We start from the raw sequence: 14,898 nt of genomic DNA on the forward strand, positions 1-14,898 counted from the left end.
CCGTGGCGATTACCGGGCGTTTTGTCCTGCTGGCTCTGGCGGGCATCATCCCGCTGCTGCTCTTCCCGCGGCCGGCCACGGCTCTGTGGTGGTGCCTGCTGTTGGCCGCTGCCGTCGGCGTGGACCTGACACTGGCGCTGTCACCACGCAAGGTGGGGCTGCAGCGGAGGCTTCCGGCGAATGTCCGGCTGGGCGAATCAGTGACGGCACAGCTGCTGCTGGCCAACCATGGCGGCCGCCCCTTGCGGGCCGTGCTGCGCGACGGCTGGCAGCCTTCGGCCGGAGCCGCGAATCCCGACCAGCGCGTGCGGATTTCGCCGGGCGAACGGCGGCTGCTCGAGGTCCAGCTGACGCCGCAGCGCCGCGGGGACCTTCTGGCGCACCACGTGGCCATCCGGTCGCTCGGACCGCTCGGTGTGGCCGCCCGGCAGATCACTATCAGCCTGCCCGGCCGGTTGCGGGTGCTGCCACCCTTTCACTCCAAGCGGCATCTGCCATCCAAACTGCGCAAGCTGCGTGAACTGGACGGGCGCGTGGCGGTGCAGATCCGCGGAGCAGGCACGGAGTTCGATTCACTGCGCGATTATGTTCGCGGCGACGACGTCCGCTCCATCGACTGGCGCGCCACGGCCCGGCGGCAGGCAGTCGTCGTCCGCACGTGGCGGCCGGAACGCGACCGCCGCGTGGTGATTGTGCTGGACACCTCCCGCACCTCGGCCGCGCGGATCGAAGACGAGCCGCGGCTGGACACCGGAATCGAAGCGTCCCTGCTCCTGGCAGTGCTCGCCGAACGCGGCGGCGACCGCGTGGACTTCCTGGCTTTCGACCGCCGGCCGCGGGCCAAAGTCGCCTCCGCGGCCAAAGGCAATCTGCTCAACCAGTTGGTCAACGCCATGGCCCCGCTGGACCCCGAGCTGATCGAAGCGGACTGGTCGCAGATACCTGCCGAAATCCATGCCCTGTCCTCGCACCGGTCCCTGGTGGTGCTGCTCACCGCACTGGATTCCGGCGCGGCCGAGGAGGGGCTGCTGCCTGTGCTGGCCCAACTGACCGCCAAGCACACCGTGGTGGTCGCTTCGGTCAGCGATCCGCACGTGGACAGGCTGCGCAGCGTGCGCGTCACCGCCGATGATACGTTCCGCGCAGCCGCTGCCGAGCGCGCCATGCTGGAGCGGGCCGCCGTCGCTGCGCAGATCCGCCAGCTCGGCGCCGAGGTAGTGGACGCTCCCCCGCACGACCTGCCGCCCCAGCTGGCCGACATGTATATCCGGCTCAAAGCCGCCGGACGGTTGTAGCCCATGCCCACCGCAGCGTCCGTCTACCAAAGGGCCTTGGGAGCCGACTTCGCACGGCTCCAGCCCGAACTGCAGCAGTACTTCTCGCTGGCGCCTGCTGCGGAGAACGACGACGGTGCCACGGTCAGCGGTGTCGGTTCCGGCACATTCGACGTGGCGGGTTGCCCGGTCCCGGCGCTGCGGCCCTTCCTCGGCCTGACCAGCAGCGACAACGCCTTGTTCCCCGAGTACCAGCACAATGTGCCCTTCACCATCGAGAACCGGGCCTCGCAGAATGCCGCCGGCCAGCCGCAGCTGAGCGCGGTCAGAACCCTCCACTTCCACAAGCGGACCCGGATCATGGAGGACTTGACCAGCTGGGATGACAGTCTGGGCACTGCCGTCGGTGCCCTGGGCCGCAGTGGCCGTCTGCTCACAGACGTTATGTGCTCGGTGGGTACCGGCGGCCGAATGCGGATCATTTCGCGCCGAAGCCGCCTGGCTGCCGGTCGCCGCTCGGTCCGGCTTCCGCTCTTGTTCGACGCCGCAGCCTTCACCGAACAATGGTGGGACGAATCCGACCATCGTTTCCGCATCCGCACGAAGGTCATTCAACGCCAATTCGGAACCGTGCTCGAATACGACGGTTCCTTTACCTATTCGGTCCGCGCCTCGTCAGGCTGAAGCCGCACGTCAGCTACACAGCCCGGCTGGCATGCTCATGCCTCTGCGACAACCTGGTTCAGCGCGTCGGCCGTCTGCGTCAACCGCTTGACCACCGAGCGCGCGGTCTCCGGGGTAGATCCGGCCAGCCCGGCGGATGGCGTGATCCTCAGCTGGGGCAGGCGTTTCAACGGCAAGCCCAGCTGCCGCCACGGCCGCACGACTGAATCAACCAGGGCCGTCACCTGCGGAATGCTGCCGACGGCGGGGTCGATCAGGCCAGCCCACACGCGCCGGTCTGCTTCCACCGCGGCGGCGATGGTTTCCCACTGCCGGGTACTCAGCCCGCCGGCGGGGACGGCAAACCCGTCCAAGCCGCAGGCGGCCACCGCCTCCAGGGCTGAATCGGTGGCCGGAATCTGGGCTACCACTTCCACGGCTCCGGCATCGCGCAGGGAGGAAGCCAGCAGGTCCCAGGCAGCGGATGCTTCCGAAGCCGCGACCGAACGCAGGGTTCGGTAGCCGCTGGCCGTGGGAATGGTCCCGGCCAGCACGGCATCGACTTCCGGCTCGTCCAGCTGGACCACCAGTTCCGTGCCTGCCGGCAGCGAGGCCTTGACCTGGGCAAGGTGGCCTGCTGCACCGGCCGCCAGCGATTGGGCCAGGTCGCGCCGGGCACCGGCGTCAATCAGGGCCCGTTCGCCGTTGTGCAGGTGGAGATTGGCCGCCAGGGACATCGGTCCGCGCAGCTGGACTTTGAATTGGGTGCCCGGATGGTCTTCGGCACCAACCACATCGGCCAGCACGTTCAGGTCTGTGCGCAAGGCGGAGACAGCCCGGCGGTGGTCCTGCCCCGGGCGGTCCACCAGCCGCCAGCCATGCGGCTGCAGGTCGATGAAGAGTTCCTCCAGCAATCCTGCGGTGCGCGCAACCGGGTCCGAGCCGACGCCGCGGTCGGGCAGCTCCACCAGATGCGGCAGGTTCGGTTCGCCCAGTTCGCCGCGGATGATCCGGGCCGCCTCGGCCGGATCCGTACCGGGCCAGCTGCCCAGTCCGGTGGCGCTCACCTGGCCGGGCCGGGCCTGCTCAGCGGATGCGTCGGAACCGCCCGCCACGTCAGTTACCGCCGTTGTGCTCGTCGGAGATGGCCTGGTGGTGCCGGATGACCTCGGAGATGATGAAGTTCAGGAACTTCTCGGCGAAGGCCGGGTCCAGATGCGCTTCCTCGGCGAGCCGACGCAGCCGGCCGATCTGGGCTGTTTCGCGGGCGGGATCGGCCGCGGGCAGCTTGTACCGGGCCTTGAGGTAGCCCACCCGCTGCGTCGCCTTGAACCGCTCGGCCAACAGATACACCAAGGTGGCGTCGATGTTGTCGATGCTGCCGCGCACTGCCAGCAGCTCCGCCATCACTTCGGGTGCCACCTGGTCGGAGAGGGAGCTGGCGGTCGGGTCAAAGTCATCGGCAAGGTGGGGCTGGCTCATGTTCCCAGTTTATGGTTCGGCCCGCATCGGCCATGCACCGGTTACTCCTGTGTGAAGTCCGCCAGCGGCGTGTCAGGAAACCTTGGCCGGATCCCAGCTCAGCGAGCGCGCCGAATCAATGGTGGCCTGGCCCAGCACGCGGGTTCCCTGGTAGAGGACCATGGTCTGGCCCGGCGCCACGCCGCGCATCGGCTCGATCAGCGTGACCACCAGCTGCTGCCGGCCGTCGTCGTCGAGTTCCGACTGGGCCCGGGCTGCAACCGGGTCTCCGTGCGCACGGACCTGGACCATGCACTCGAAAGGTGTCTGCGTTTCCACCTCGGGCAGTGGCAGACCGGCCCAGGAAACCTTGATGCCGCGCATCTGGTCCACGGCCAGCAGGTCCTCGGGCCCCACCACCACCTTGTTCTCCTTGGGCCGGATCTCCAGCACGAACCGCGGCTTGCCGTCCGGCGCGGGCCGGCCCAGCTTCAGTCCGCGGCGCTGGCCGACGGTGAAGGCGTTGGCGCCCCCGTGTTCGCCGACCACCTGGCCGTCCTGGTCAACGATGGATCCCGACTCCATCTCGATCTTCTCGGCCAGCCAGCCACGGGTGTCGCCGTCGGAAATGAAGCAAATGTCATGGCTGTCCGGCTTGTTGGCCACGGAGAGCCCGCGCGCCGCCGCCTCGGCGCGCACCTCGGCCTTGGACGGCGTTTCGGCCAGCGGGAACATGGAATGCTTGAGCTGCTCGTGGGTCAGCACGCCGAGCACGTAGGACTGGTCCTTGGCCCAGTCGGCGGCGCGGTGCAGTTCGCGGTTGCCGTGCTCGTCTTCGATGACCTTGGCGTAGTGCCCGGTGCATACCGCGTCGAAGCCCAGTGCCAGCGCCTTCTCCAGCAGCGCGGCGAACTTGATTCGCTCGTTGCAGCGCATGCAGGGGTTCGGCGTCCGGCCGGCGGCGTATTCGGCGATGAAATCGTCCACCACGTCTTCCTTGAACCGCTCGGAGAAGTCCCAGACGTAGTACGGGATGCCCAGGATGTCGCAGGCGCGCCAGGCGTCACGCGAATCCTCGATGGTGCAGCAGCCGCGGCTGCCGGTGCGGAGTGTACCGGGCATCCGGCTCAGGGCCAGGTGCACGCCCACGACGTCATGGCCGGCGTCCACCGCCCGTGCCGCTGCCACGGCGGAGTCCACGCCGCCGCTCATTGCTGCCAGTACCTTCATGAATTCGTTTCCCTACTGATCTGTTGTCTGTGTCAGCCGCAGCGGCACGGTCGTTGTTTGCGCCACCGCGGCCTGCGCTGCGCGCTCAGTCCGCCTGCGTACCGGCGGTCTGGATGCTGGAGACGTGCCCGGCCATCCCGGCCTTTTTGGCCCGCGCATACGCCTCCGGCAGCGCAGCTACCAATGCGTCAACGTCGGCTTCGGTGGTTGTATGCCCGAGCGTGAAGCGTTGTGCGCCACGCGCTTCTTCTTCGCTCAGTCCCATGGCCAGCAGCACGTGCGAGGGCCGCGGCACTCCGGCGGTACAGGCCGAGCCGGTGGAGGACTCGACGCCGGCCAGATCCAGCAGGAACAGCAGCGAATCGCCCTCGCAGCCCGGGAAGGTGAAGTGCGCGTTCCCCGGCAGCCGCCTGCCTTGCTGTTCCGGGTCGGGTGTCCCCCGCAGCACCGCCTCGGGAACGGCGCGTACGACGCCGGCAATGAGTTTCTCGCGCAGCCCCGCCAACCGCTGGGCTTCTTCCGGCAAGTGCCCGACGACGGTCTCCGCCGCGGCGGCGAAGGCGGCGATCGCCGGGGTGTCCAGGGTGCCTGACCTGATGTCACGTTCCTGACCGCCGCCGTGCTGGACGGGAGTCAACTTCACGTCCCGGCGGACCAGCAGCGCGCCCACGCCCACCGGGCCGCCGATTTTGTGTCCGGTGATGGCCATGGTGTCCAGTCCGGAGGCCTTGAAGTCCACCGGCAGGTGCCCGAAGGCCTGGACGGCGTCGGAGTGGACCGGAATCCCGTGTGCTTGCGCGGCAGCAACAATCTCCGCCACCGGCTGGACGCTGCCTACCTCATTGTTGGCCCACATCACCGTGATCAAGGCCACGGCTGCGGGGTCCGCTTCGATTTCCCGCTGCACTGCCTCCACCGGGACCACGCCGTTTGCATCGACCGGCAGCCAGACGGCTTCGGCCCCCTCGTGCTTTTCCAGCCATTCCACCGTGTCCAGCACTGCATGGTGCTCCACCGGCGAACACAGAATCCGCCGGCGCCGGGGATCGGCGTCGTGCCGCGCCCAGTACAGCCCCTTGACGGCCAAATTATCGGCCTCGGTACCGCCGGAGGTGAAAATCACCTCTGACGGGTGGGCGCCGGTTGCGGCCGCGATGGTCTCGCGGGCGTCCTCGACCACCCGGCGGGCACGTCGGCCGGAGCCGTGCAGCGATGAGGGGTTGCCGCTGCGGCTGAGTTCGCGGGTGAGTGCGGCCAGGGCCTGCGCCAGAAGGGGCGTGGTCGCCGCGTGGTCAAGGTACACGGGCACGCCAATATTTTACATGCCCGCCTGCCCGCGCCCCAGCCGAGCCGGATCAAGCGGGCCGGCGCCGGTTGAGCCTGGCACAGCAGAACGGCCCGTCCGGATCGGCGGCGACGCTGTGGTCCTGGTCCGCGCAGCCGGCCAGCATGCCCTCCAGCAGGGCCAGGTTCAGACCGCATACCGTCTGCGCATGGCTCCGGGCCAGCAGGTGGAAGGGGCAGTTCCCCAACGCAAATCCGGCCGCGTCGGGCAGGGGCCGGTAGCCTGCCGAAGCCAGTGCGGCTTCCATGCTGCCCGCGCCGGCCCCGAGCTCCCGGCCTTTGGCCCGGGCAACCTCGGCCACCAGTTCATGCGCCGGGCGCGCCGTCGTGGCCGACTCCTCCACCGCCGTGGCCAGCAGCTCACCGGCCAGGTCATAGGAGCGTTCCGGCACGGACGCCGAGACTTCCGGCACGGCAGCCGTGTACACCTTCGATGGCCGGCCGGAGCCCGGCCCGGACTTGCCGCTGAGTTTGCGGAACTCCACCTTCAGCAACCCGTGCCCGGCCAGTGCGTCCAACTGGAGGGACACGGTGCTGCGCGGCAGCTCCAAGGCGGCGGCGGCTTGGTCCCGGGTCACCGGTTCGCCGCTGAGCCGGACAAATTCGAACAGGCGGCGGCGAACGTCGTCGCCCAGGGCGGTGACGGCCGAAAGTCCGGGCGGCGGCTGATGGGTCATGGCGCTCTTTCCGGTGGCGGATGCATTGACTTCTGCGGAACGAATTTCTAAAGTCGAACATAATCATTTTAGAACATCTGGCCCTGCCCCAACAGGCAGCTGCCGGTGCTTCCATCAGATCGGCAGCTATCGGGGCACGGCCCGCAGAGTGCCCGCCGGCACTTTGAAGGAGCGCTGCCATGGCAGAGAATCCGATCGTCATCGCCGGAGCCGGACTGACCGGCGCTACCGCGGCCGAGGCCCTGCGCGAGGGCGGGTACACGGGCGAACTGGTGCTAGCCGGCACCGAGGACCAACACCCTTATATCCGGCCGCCGCTGTCGAAGGACTTCCTGGCCGGACGCGAGGACGCACAGGCGGCGCTGGTGCAGCCACCGGGCTGGTACGCCGAGCAGGGCGTCCGGCTGTTGCGCGGCACCACGGTGGAGTCCTTCGACCCCGGCGCCCGCACCGTAACGTTCTCGGACGCCACCACCCTTCGGTACTCGCAGTTGCTGCTGGCCACCGGGGCATCGGCGCGGAGGCTGCAACTGCCCGGGGCGGAGCTGGAAGGCGTGCACTACTTGCGCACGCTGGGTGACAGCGAAGCGCTGCACACGGTGCTGGCAGCCGGGAACCAGCGTCTGGTGGTGCTCGGCATGGGCTGGATCGGCATGGAGGTTGCCGCCACCGCGCGCCAACTTGGCAACGAAGTCACCGCCGTGGGGCGCGGCGGGATCCCGCTGGCCTCGGCACTGGGGGGAACCATCGGCAGCATCTTCGCCGACACCCACCGCCGGGAGGGCGTGGTGCTGCGCACGGGACGCTGGCCGGTGGAAATCCTCGGCGAGGACGGCAAAGTCAGCGGCCTCCTCCTGAACGACGGCGAGCGCCTCCCCGCGGATGTGGTCCTGGCCGCCATCGGCGCCGTCCCGAACACGGCAGTGGCCGAGGCTGCCGGCCTGATGGTGTCCAACGGCATCGACACGGACCAGCAACTGCGCACCTCGGCCGAGCATGTCTTTGCCGCCGGAGACGTGGCGCGCGCCTTTCACCCGGTCTACGGTGCACCGCTGCGCAGTGAGCACTGGGCGAACGCCATTGCGCAGGGCAAAACCGCCGCTGCCACCATGCTGGGCCGGGACGTCTCCAACGACGACATCCCGTACTTCTACACGGACCAATTCGGCATCGGGATGGAGTACTCCGGCTATTTCCCGTGGGCAGCAGAGACCGAACCGGTCCTCCGGGGCAGCTACCAGGACCTGGACAAGTTGGAGTTCATCGCGTTTTGGCTCCGCGAGGGCAAGGTGGTGGCAGGTATGAATGTCAACATCTGGGACGTCCAAGAGCCCATTCAAAACCTGATCCGGTCCGGCCGTACCGTGGAGGCCGCGGACCTGTCCAATCCCGACAAGGAGCTGACCAGCCTGTGAGCCAACCGCTGACGGAGCGAACGCCATCCGGCGCCTTCCTGCCCGAGCTAAACCACCCGGTGCACGAGTTCGGCTCCCGCCGGATCGATTTCCGCTCGCAGGTGGCGCTGATGGCCATCGTCAACCGCACCCCGGATTCGTTTTACGACGGCGGCCGGACCTTCGCCCTGGCGGCCGCCATCGATGCCTCGCTGCAGGCAGTGGCCGCCGGGGCGGATTGGGTAGACATAGGCGGCGTTCCCTTCGCGCCGGGGCCGGCCCTGTCCGCGCGGGAGGAAGCAGAACGGATTGTTCCGGTAATCGAAGCCGTGCGAGCCGCGTCGGATGTGGTGATTTCCGCCGACACCTTCGTGCCTGAGGTGGCCGCGGCAAGCATCCGAGCCGGCGCGAATGTCATCAACGACACCACCGGCCTGCAGGATCCGGACATGGCGGCGGTCGTGGCGGAGGGCGGGGCTCACCTGGTCATCACCCATTCGCTCGCCGCTCCCCGCACGGTGTATCCGCGGCCGCGCTACGACGACGTGGTCGACGACGTCGCCGGTTTCCTGCGCCGCAAAGTGGACTTGGCCGTGGAGCTGGGCATCCCCGCGAAGAAAATCATCATCGATCCCGGCCACGACCTGAACAAGAACACCCTGCATTCGCTGGAACTCACGCGCCGCTTCGGCGAAATCGCCGCCCTCGGTTACCCGGCCCTGGCGGCGGTTTCCAACAAGGACTTCATCGGCGAAACACTGGACCAGCCCAAACAGGACCGGCTGTCCGGATCGCTGGCGGCAGCCGTCATCTGCGTCATGAACGGCGCGCGGATCCTGCGCATGCACAATGTTCCCGAAGCCAGCGCTGCCATCCGGATGGCGGAGGCCGTGCTGGGCTGGCGCGAACCGGCCTACCTCAAGCACAACATGGGCGAAGCCAACGAACCGGCGGCGCCGTGACCAGGCCGATCCGGCGCATCCTGCCGCCCGGGCCGGAGCAGGCCACCGACCAGGACCTGCTGGACTGGTACGGCGAGCTTCCCCGGTCCGGTCCCTGGGTCCGGTTCAACTTCGTTGCCAGCCTGGACGGAGCGGCCACCTATGAGGGCCGCTCCGGAACGCTGGGCGACGAGGTGGACCAGCGGGTTTTCCTGCTGCTGCGGCGGCTGGCCGACGTGCTGGTGGTCGGTGCCGGGACCATTCGGGCAGAGGGCTATGGCGGCGAGCTGCTCTCGGCCGAGGCCCAGGGCTGGCGCACCGCGCGGGGCATGAGCCCCCATCCGCCCGTCGCGGTGGTCTCCGCCTCGCTGGACCTTGATCCGGCCAGCGAGTTCTTCACGGCCGCGCCGGTGCGGCCGATCGTGTTGACCAGCGCGGCGTCCCCCGCGACCCGGCGGCGCGCGCTGGAACCGGTGGCGGATGTGGTCGATGCAGGCACCACCCGGGTGGAACCGGCATTGATGGTGAAGGCACTGGCAGCCCGCGGTTACCAGCAGCTGCACAGCGAGGGCGGCCCCACGCTCCTTGGCAGTTTCCAGGCCGCGGGACTGGTCGACGAACTGTGCCTGACCATCAGTCCGCTGCTGGCCGGCGGCACCGGCAAGCGGATTTCGGACCATGTTCCCGGCCAGTCGCTGCAGCGGCTGGAACTGCGGCAGGTGCTGGAGTCAGGGTCCATGCTGCTGCTGCGTTACATCGCAGCGGGCACGTCGACCGGCAGCGGAAGCCTGCCGACCGGCTCCCCGTCGGCATAGCGTCCGCTCCCCGCCGGGCGCAAGGCCCGGCGGAACCTGCGTGCCCGCCAGCGCGTTGACAGCTCAGTGAACCATTCCGTCCCCGCCAGCCGCCGGTGACGCGGCCTGCAGATTGCTGGCGACGGCGATCGGTTCCCGGCGGTTACACTGGGCTTCGCGCAGGACCCCCAGACCCTATAGAGAGGCGGCCGGTGACTCCCCCATCCCACTACGATGCCTTGGGGCTGCCGGTCAATGCCACCCCACAGCAGATCAAGGCTGCATACCGCAGGGCCGCACGCGCTACTCACCCGGACCACGGCGGGGACCCCGCCGAGTTCCGCCGCGTGAGCCTGGCCTATCAAGTACTGAGCAACCCGCAGACCCGGTCCCGCTATGACCGGTCCTACGGTGCTGCGACGTCCCCGGCCGCGCGGACCGACAGCGCCGAGTCCTTCGCGGCGTCCGCGGCGCCCCGGCGGGCACCCGGACAGCGCGGCCCCTCGGCGTCGGACGCACCGGTCTATGTTCCCGACTATGGCTCCGCCGAGGCCTCCACCGGTCTGGCGGAGAACATTGCCCGCCAGCGAATCCACGGCGTCCCGCGCAAGCGCGGAATCTTCGGCGCCGGCGCCAGATTGCGCCGCGAGGCGCTGAGCGTGCAACTGATCAGCCGGCAGATATTGCCCGCCATTCCGTCCGCGCGGCTGGTCAACGGCCTGCACTCACCGGCCGACAACGGCTTCATTGACCATGCGCTGCTGGCCGGCTACCGGTTGGCGCTGATTGATTCGATGCTGCTGCCGCGGGGTAACTTCCGCTGGGACGGGTGGACCTTGCACAAGGACGGCCGGGTGGTGGAACTGCCGCGGCTGGCACCGGCGGTGCGGCGGATGCAGGAGCTGTTCCCGGAGCTGAATGTCACCGGCTGGATTGTAATCCATTCCGCCGATGGGAATCTGCACGAACCAGTGATCGACTACACGCGCGGGTACGATCCCGACGGCCTGGCGCCGGTGCACGTGGTCAACGCTGCCCGGCTGGTGCGCGAAGTCAAGCAGTTCCTCTCCTCCGGGCCGGCACCGAACACGGTCCATGTCCCCTCGCTCGCCCGGCTGCTGGCCGGCATGCACAGCTGACCGGCGCCGGGGTTCCCTCAGCGCGGAACGGCGCAGGACGGTGCAGGCCGGTCCGGGACGGCCCAGGCCGGTCAGGGACGGCGCGCCGGCGCGCTTAGGATGGAGTCCGTGTTCCGCATCCTCTTCTACACGCCCGAAATCCCCGGCAATACCGGCAACGCCATCCGGCTGGCCGCGGTCACCGGAGCCGAACTGCACCTGGTTGAACCGCTGGGTTTTAATTTCGAAGACTCCAAACTCCGCCGTGCCGGCTTGGACTACCACGACCTGGCCGTGGTCCACGTCCACGCCGATCTGGAGGCGGCCTGGCAAGCCCTGCAGCCGGAACGGGTCTTCGCTTTCACGTCCGACGGCGAGACCTCCTACACGGACGTCTCCTACGTTCCCGGCGACGTGCTGATGTTCGGCCCCGAGTCCGTCGGGCTGCCGGATGCGGTCAAGCAGGATGCCCACGTGACGGCCCGCCTGCGCCTGCCCATGCTGCCGTCGCTGCGGTCGCTGAACCTGGCCAACTCGGCTTCTATCGCCGTCTATGAAGCCTGGCGGCAGCACGGCTTTGCCGGGGCGAAGCTGTAGCGCGGGCTAGGAAAAAGCAGCGTGTCGGCGGCGGAGAAGCTGCCCCGCTCGGGGACCGATAGACTGGCACCCTATGGATACGCCACAGCCATCTGATCGCCTGGCCAGCCCTGAGAACTCTGAGGGGAACGACTACGCAGCAGCGGATGCGGACCATTCCGTGCTGCACGCCGACCAGTTGACCGGCGGAACTGACGAGGACGTGCGGCGGCCGATGCCGCCGGTGACCAAGTGGCTCTTGTTGGCGCTGGCTGCCATCGTGGTGATTATCGGGGTTATCGCGGTGGCCGGAGCCCTCGGCGGAACCTCCGATAAGGACGTCACCGGCGCTCCCGACGTCGTCACCAGCCAGCAGGAATTCGAAGGCGGCGGCACCGTGGACGCCTCGGTCTCGCTGGGCAAGAACGCTGCTGTCCTGACCTTCAACGACGTCGCGGCGTCCGAGGGGCGCACCTACCAGGTCTGGCGGGTGCCGCTGGACGGCTCCGCACCGGTGTCGGCCGGCACGATTGATGCCGCGGACATCACCGCCGGCAACCCGGTGGTCATCGACGGCATCTCCACCTCACGCGAACTGGCCGTCTCGGTTGAGGCACCTGGCGGGGCCGAGTCCCCCACCCTGCCGTTCGCCGTCGTCATTCCCACCCCGGCAGGCTAGCTGCCGCCGTCAGGATCCTGCGCCGCCCTCCGGCGGCGCAGTGCCCTCGGCGGTGCAGGGCCCCGGGCGGCGCAGGCCCGCGGTCGGCCGGCCAGCCCGCGCTGCCTCAGAATCCGGCGATGGTCTCCGGCGTGTTGATTCCCACCACGTGAAAAGCCTCCGCGCTGCGGCCTGCGGGGAGGCCGCCGCGCGCGCCGTTCTCCGCCAGGTTCTGCCGCACACGGGCGTCCATGGCGGCCAGGTCCGGGTGCTGGCTTGCGTGGATCCGGATGGCTGCCAGTTTGGTGTCGACCCAGTCTGTGATGTCCACGAAGTGGTTCTCCCGTTCCCGGGGGCCGCCGTAGAACCACAGATAGGGCACCTTGTAGGCTGCCAGCCCTGCCTCAAGCAGTTCCGGATAGGCGTACGGGTTCTCCACCGCCGGGTAGATCGCACGGGTCACGATCTCACCGCAGGCCAAGTGGTCCGGGTGGCTCTTTTGGATCCGGTCCCAGGCCCGCTCCGGGTGCATGGACAGTACGATGTCGGGACGGATCTGCCGCATCAACGCCACCGTCTGCCGGATCACGTCGTGGCTGGGTTCCAGATAGCCGTCGGGCTGGTGCAGGAAATGCAGGTCCGTTACGCCGGCCAATGCGGCTGCCTTCGCCTGCTCGGCCGCCCGCAGTTCCACGATGTCGGCCCGCTGGTCGTCGTCGAAGCCGCCGGCGTCGCCGTCGGTCATGATGCAGTAGCTCACCTGCACGCCCGCGGCTGTCCAGCGGGCGATGGTGCCTGCCGCACCAAAGTCCAGGTCGTCCGGATGTGCAGCGAAAACGAGGACCCGTGCTGGCATGAACTCCGCAGCAGTCACCGCGGCTAGCCCTTCCGCCGTCGGATCTCGGCGGCGGCCTGTGGCAGCACTTCAGCCAGGTCGCCAACAATGCCGAAGTCGGCAATCTCGAAGACCGGGGAGTCTGCGTCGTTGTTGACTGCCACAATCACCTTGGCCGTCTGCATGCCGGCCTTCTGCTGAATGGCGCCGGAGATCCCGGCGGAGACATACAGCTGCGGCGAGACGGTCTGGCCGGTCTGGCCCACCTGGGCCGAGTGCTCGATCCAGCCGGCGTCGGTGGCGGCCCGGGATGCGCCCACCGCGCCGCCCAAGGCATCGGCCAGGTCCTCGATCGGGGAGAAGTCTCCGCCGGTGCCGCGGCCGCCGGCCACCACCACGCGGGCCTCGGTCAGCGCTGGTCGGCCGCTTGCTGCTTTCTCCGCGCGGTGGGTGATGCGGGCCGCAGGACCGAAGTCCCCGGCGTCCACCGTTGCCACCTCCGGCACCGCTGCCGCGGCCGCGGGCGCCTCGGTGACGGCGTTGGCCTTCACGGTGATGATCGGCGTCCCTCTGCCAACCTGTGCCTGCACCATGTAGGCACCGGCGAGCACGCTCTTGGTCACGGTCAGGTCGGCCGAGACGCCGATGGCGTCGGTGATCACGCCGGAATCCAACTTGATCCCGGTTCGGGCGGCAATTTCCTTGCCTTCGAACGTATTGGGAAGCAGCACGGCTGCCGGGTTGGCCTCGCGGGCGGCAGCGGCCACAAACGCGGCCTTCGGTGCCACCAAGGCACCGTCCAGGTCCGTGGACGGCCGGTAGATGGTGCCGACGCCGTATTCGCCGAGCGCGGTCCGGACGGCGTCGGTAAGGTCCCCGTTGAACGCTCCGACCGGCTCGCCAATGCTGCGCGCCAGCGTGAGCAGTTCCAGCTGGGCCTTGTGCAGGGCAGGGCCCGGATGATCGATGAAGACAAGAATTGTAGGCATGGTGCCGGTATCCTTCGCGGTTTCCGTGGCGGACTAGAGCAGGTTTTGGGCGGCCAGGAAGTCCACCAGGCGGATGCCGGCGTCGCCCTCATCGTTGATGATGGTTCCCTGCGATCTCGGCGGGCGCGCTTCAGCCGTCCGGACGGCTGTCCAGGCGCCGGCGGTGCCGACCTCGGAGGGCTGGATGCCCAGATCCGCCAGCGTCACGGTGGCGACCGTCTTTTTCTTGGCCGCGATGATGCCCTTGAAGTTCGGGTAGCGCGGTTCGTTGATCTGGTCGGTGACGGACACCAGCGCCGGAAGTTCGGCTTCGAGGCTGTCGGCATGGGTGTCCCCGTCGCGGCGGGCACGGACCGTGGTTCCGTCCACTTCCAGGCTGGCGGCAAAGGTCAGCTGCGGCAGGCCCAGGCGTTCGGCCAGCTGCGCCGGAACCAGCGAGGTCTCGCCGTCGGTGGACGCCATGCCGGTGAGCACCAGGTCGATGTCGCCGAGGCTGCGGATGGCCGCAGCGAGGACCAGTGAGGTTCCGGTGGCGTCGGAGCCGGCCAGCGCGTCGTCGTTCACATGCAGGCCTTCGGTGGCGCCGATCTGCAGGGCTTTCTTCACTGCAGTGGCTGCTGCTGCCGGGCCCATGGTCAGCGCAATGATCCGGTTGCCCGCCTTCGGCCCGCCGCGCTCCTCCGCCAACTGCAGGGCGGATTCAATGGCGTATTCGTCCAGCTCGGACAGGATGCTCTCGGACCGGTCCACCGTCGCCGGATCGCCGGTCAGGTGGCGGTCGAACTGGGCGTCCGGTACATATTTGACCAGCACCACGATGTTCAAGGCTGTGCCTGCTGCTTTTTGCATCCTCGCTGAACTTCCTTCCGCCGTCCACGGCCCGCGCGGGTGTTGCGGGTCGCTGCAAACACCCTAACCTTACCGGGAACGCCGCGTCGGTAAAC

Annotated in this window: 16 protein-coding genes; 8 read left to right on the forward strand and 8 right to left on the reverse strand. The window is 68.6% G+C overall.

Features of this window, described 5'->3' with window-relative positions; all coding sequences use genetic code 11:
* Window positions 1-2: 2 nt before the first annotated feature.
* Window positions 3-1,295, forward strand: coding sequence for a DUF58 domain-containing protein (locus AC5RWX_RS03600; protein WP_493938662.1), 1,293 nt, complete (start codon window positions 3-5; stop codon window positions 1,293-1,295).
* 3 nt (window positions 1,296-1,298) lie between these two features.
* Window positions 1,299-1,958, forward strand: a complete 660-nt coding sequence (locus tag AC5RWX_RS03605; RefSeq protein ID WP_494096966.1) for a DUF4166 domain-containing protein — start codon at window positions 1,299-1,301, stop codon at window positions 1,956-1,958.
* A gap of 35 nt (window positions 1,959-1,993) precedes the next feature.
* Here the strand turns inward: AC5RWX_RS03605 and AC5RWX_RS03610 are convergent, their stop codons facing one another.
* The 5 genes from AC5RWX_RS03610 to AC5RWX_RS03630 all read right to left on the reverse strand — a co-directional run bounded on the left by AC5RWX_RS03610 (window position 1,994) and on the right by AC5RWX_RS03630 (window position 6,649).
* Window positions 1,994-3,052 (reverse strand): uroporphyrinogen decarboxylase/cobalamine-independent methonine synthase family protein, encoded by a 1,059-nt coding sequence (locus AC5RWX_RS03610; protein WP_494096967.1) that lies wholly within the window; start codon window positions 3,050-3,052, stop codon window positions 1,994-1,996.
* A 1-nt stretch (window position 3,053) separates the two neighbouring features.
* Complete coding sequence (locus AC5RWX_RS03615) at window positions 3,054-3,419, reverse strand: chorismate mutase (RefSeq protein WP_493938658.1); 366 nt, start codon at window positions 3,417-3,419, stop codon at window positions 3,054-3,056.
* Between the two features lie 72 nt (window positions 3,420-3,491).
* Window positions 3,492-4,628, reverse strand: coding sequence for a tRNA 2-thiouridine(34) synthase MnmA (mnmA, locus tag AC5RWX_RS03620; RefSeq protein WP_494096968.1), 1,137 nt, complete (start codon window positions 4,626-4,628; stop codon window positions 3,492-3,494).
* Window positions 4,629-4,713: 85 nt separating this feature from the next.
* On the reverse strand, window positions 4,714-5,937 hold the full coding sequence (locus AC5RWX_RS03625) for a cysteine desulfurase family protein (protein ID WP_494096969.1): 1,224 nt from the start codon (window positions 5,935-5,937) through the stop codon (window positions 4,714-4,716).
* Window positions 5,938-5,983: 46 nt separating this feature from the next.
* Window positions 5,984-6,649: a helix-turn-helix transcriptional regulator gene (locus AC5RWX_RS03630; RefSeq protein WP_493943431.1), complete on the reverse strand. Its 666-nt coding sequence runs from the start codon at window positions 6,647-6,649 to the stop codon at window positions 5,984-5,986.
* A gap of 179 nt (window positions 6,650-6,828) precedes the next feature.
* Between AC5RWX_RS03630 and AC5RWX_RS03635 the strand changes: the two genes are divergently transcribed.
* The 6 genes from AC5RWX_RS03635 to AC5RWX_RS03660 all read left to right on the forward strand — a co-directional run bounded on the left by AC5RWX_RS03635 (window position 6,829) and on the right by AC5RWX_RS03660 (window position 12,151).
* Entirely contained in the window at window positions 6,829-8,064 is a 1,236-nt protein-coding gene (locus AC5RWX_RS03635) for an NAD(P)/FAD-dependent oxidoreductase (protein ID WP_494096970.1), read from the forward strand.
* A complete protein-coding gene (folP, locus tag AC5RWX_RS03640) occupies window positions 8,061-9,005 on the forward strand; it encodes a dihydropteroate synthase (protein ID WP_494096971.1) in 945 nt (314 codons plus the stop codon). The genes AC5RWX_RS03635 and folP overlap by 4 nt, the downstream gene beginning before the upstream one ends.
* On the forward strand, window positions 9,002-9,799 hold the full coding sequence (locus tag AC5RWX_RS03645; RefSeq protein ID WP_494096972.1) for a pyrimidine reductase family protein: 798 nt from the start codon (window positions 9,002-9,004) through the stop codon (window positions 9,797-9,799). Before folP ends, AC5RWX_RS03645 begins: the two co-directional genes overlap by 4 nt.
* A 191-nt stretch (window positions 9,800-9,990) precedes the next feature.
* Window positions 9,991-10,917 (forward strand): J domain-containing protein, encoded by a 927-nt coding sequence (locus tag AC5RWX_RS03650; protein WP_494096973.1) that lies wholly within the window; start codon window positions 9,991-9,993, stop codon window positions 10,915-10,917.
* A 108-nt stretch (window positions 10,918-11,025) separates the two neighbouring features.
* On the forward strand, window positions 11,026-11,493 hold the full coding sequence (locus AC5RWX_RS03655; protein WP_493943437.1) for a tRNA (cytidine(34)-2'-O)-methyltransferase: 468 nt from the start codon (window positions 11,026-11,028) through the stop codon (window positions 11,491-11,493).
* A gap of 73 nt (window positions 11,494-11,566) precedes the next feature.
* Window positions 11,567-12,151: an anti-sigma factor gene (locus AC5RWX_RS03660; protein WP_493938647.1), complete on the forward strand. Its 585-nt coding sequence runs from the start codon at window positions 11,567-11,569 to the stop codon at window positions 12,149-12,151.
* A gap of 106 nt (window positions 12,152-12,257) precedes the next feature.
* Here AC5RWX_RS03660 and AC5RWX_RS03665 read toward each other — a convergent pair whose 3' ends face one another.
* From AC5RWX_RS03665 to AC5RWX_RS03675, 3 genes are read right to left on the reverse strand one after another with little or no spacing between them, the layout of a single operon-like run.
* Window positions 12,258-12,986, reverse strand: coding sequence for a PIG-L deacetylase family protein (locus AC5RWX_RS03665; protein WP_494062360.1), 729 nt, complete (start codon window positions 12,984-12,986; stop codon window positions 12,258-12,260).
* A 23-nt stretch (window positions 12,987-13,009) separates the two neighbouring features.
* Entirely contained in the window at window positions 13,010-13,954 is a 945-nt protein-coding gene (locus AC5RWX_RS03670) for an electron transfer flavoprotein subunit alpha/FixB family protein (RefSeq protein WP_494096974.1), read from the reverse strand.
* A gap of 33 nt (window positions 13,955-13,987) precedes the next feature.
* Complete coding sequence (locus AC5RWX_RS03675; protein ID WP_493938645.1) at window positions 13,988-14,803, reverse strand: electron transfer flavoprotein subunit beta/FixA family protein; 816 nt, start codon at window positions 14,801-14,803, stop codon at window positions 13,988-13,990.
* Window positions 14,804-14,898: the final 95 nt, after the last annotated feature.

It is taken from the genome of Arthrobacter sp. SPT-J7, from assembly GCF_059089965.1.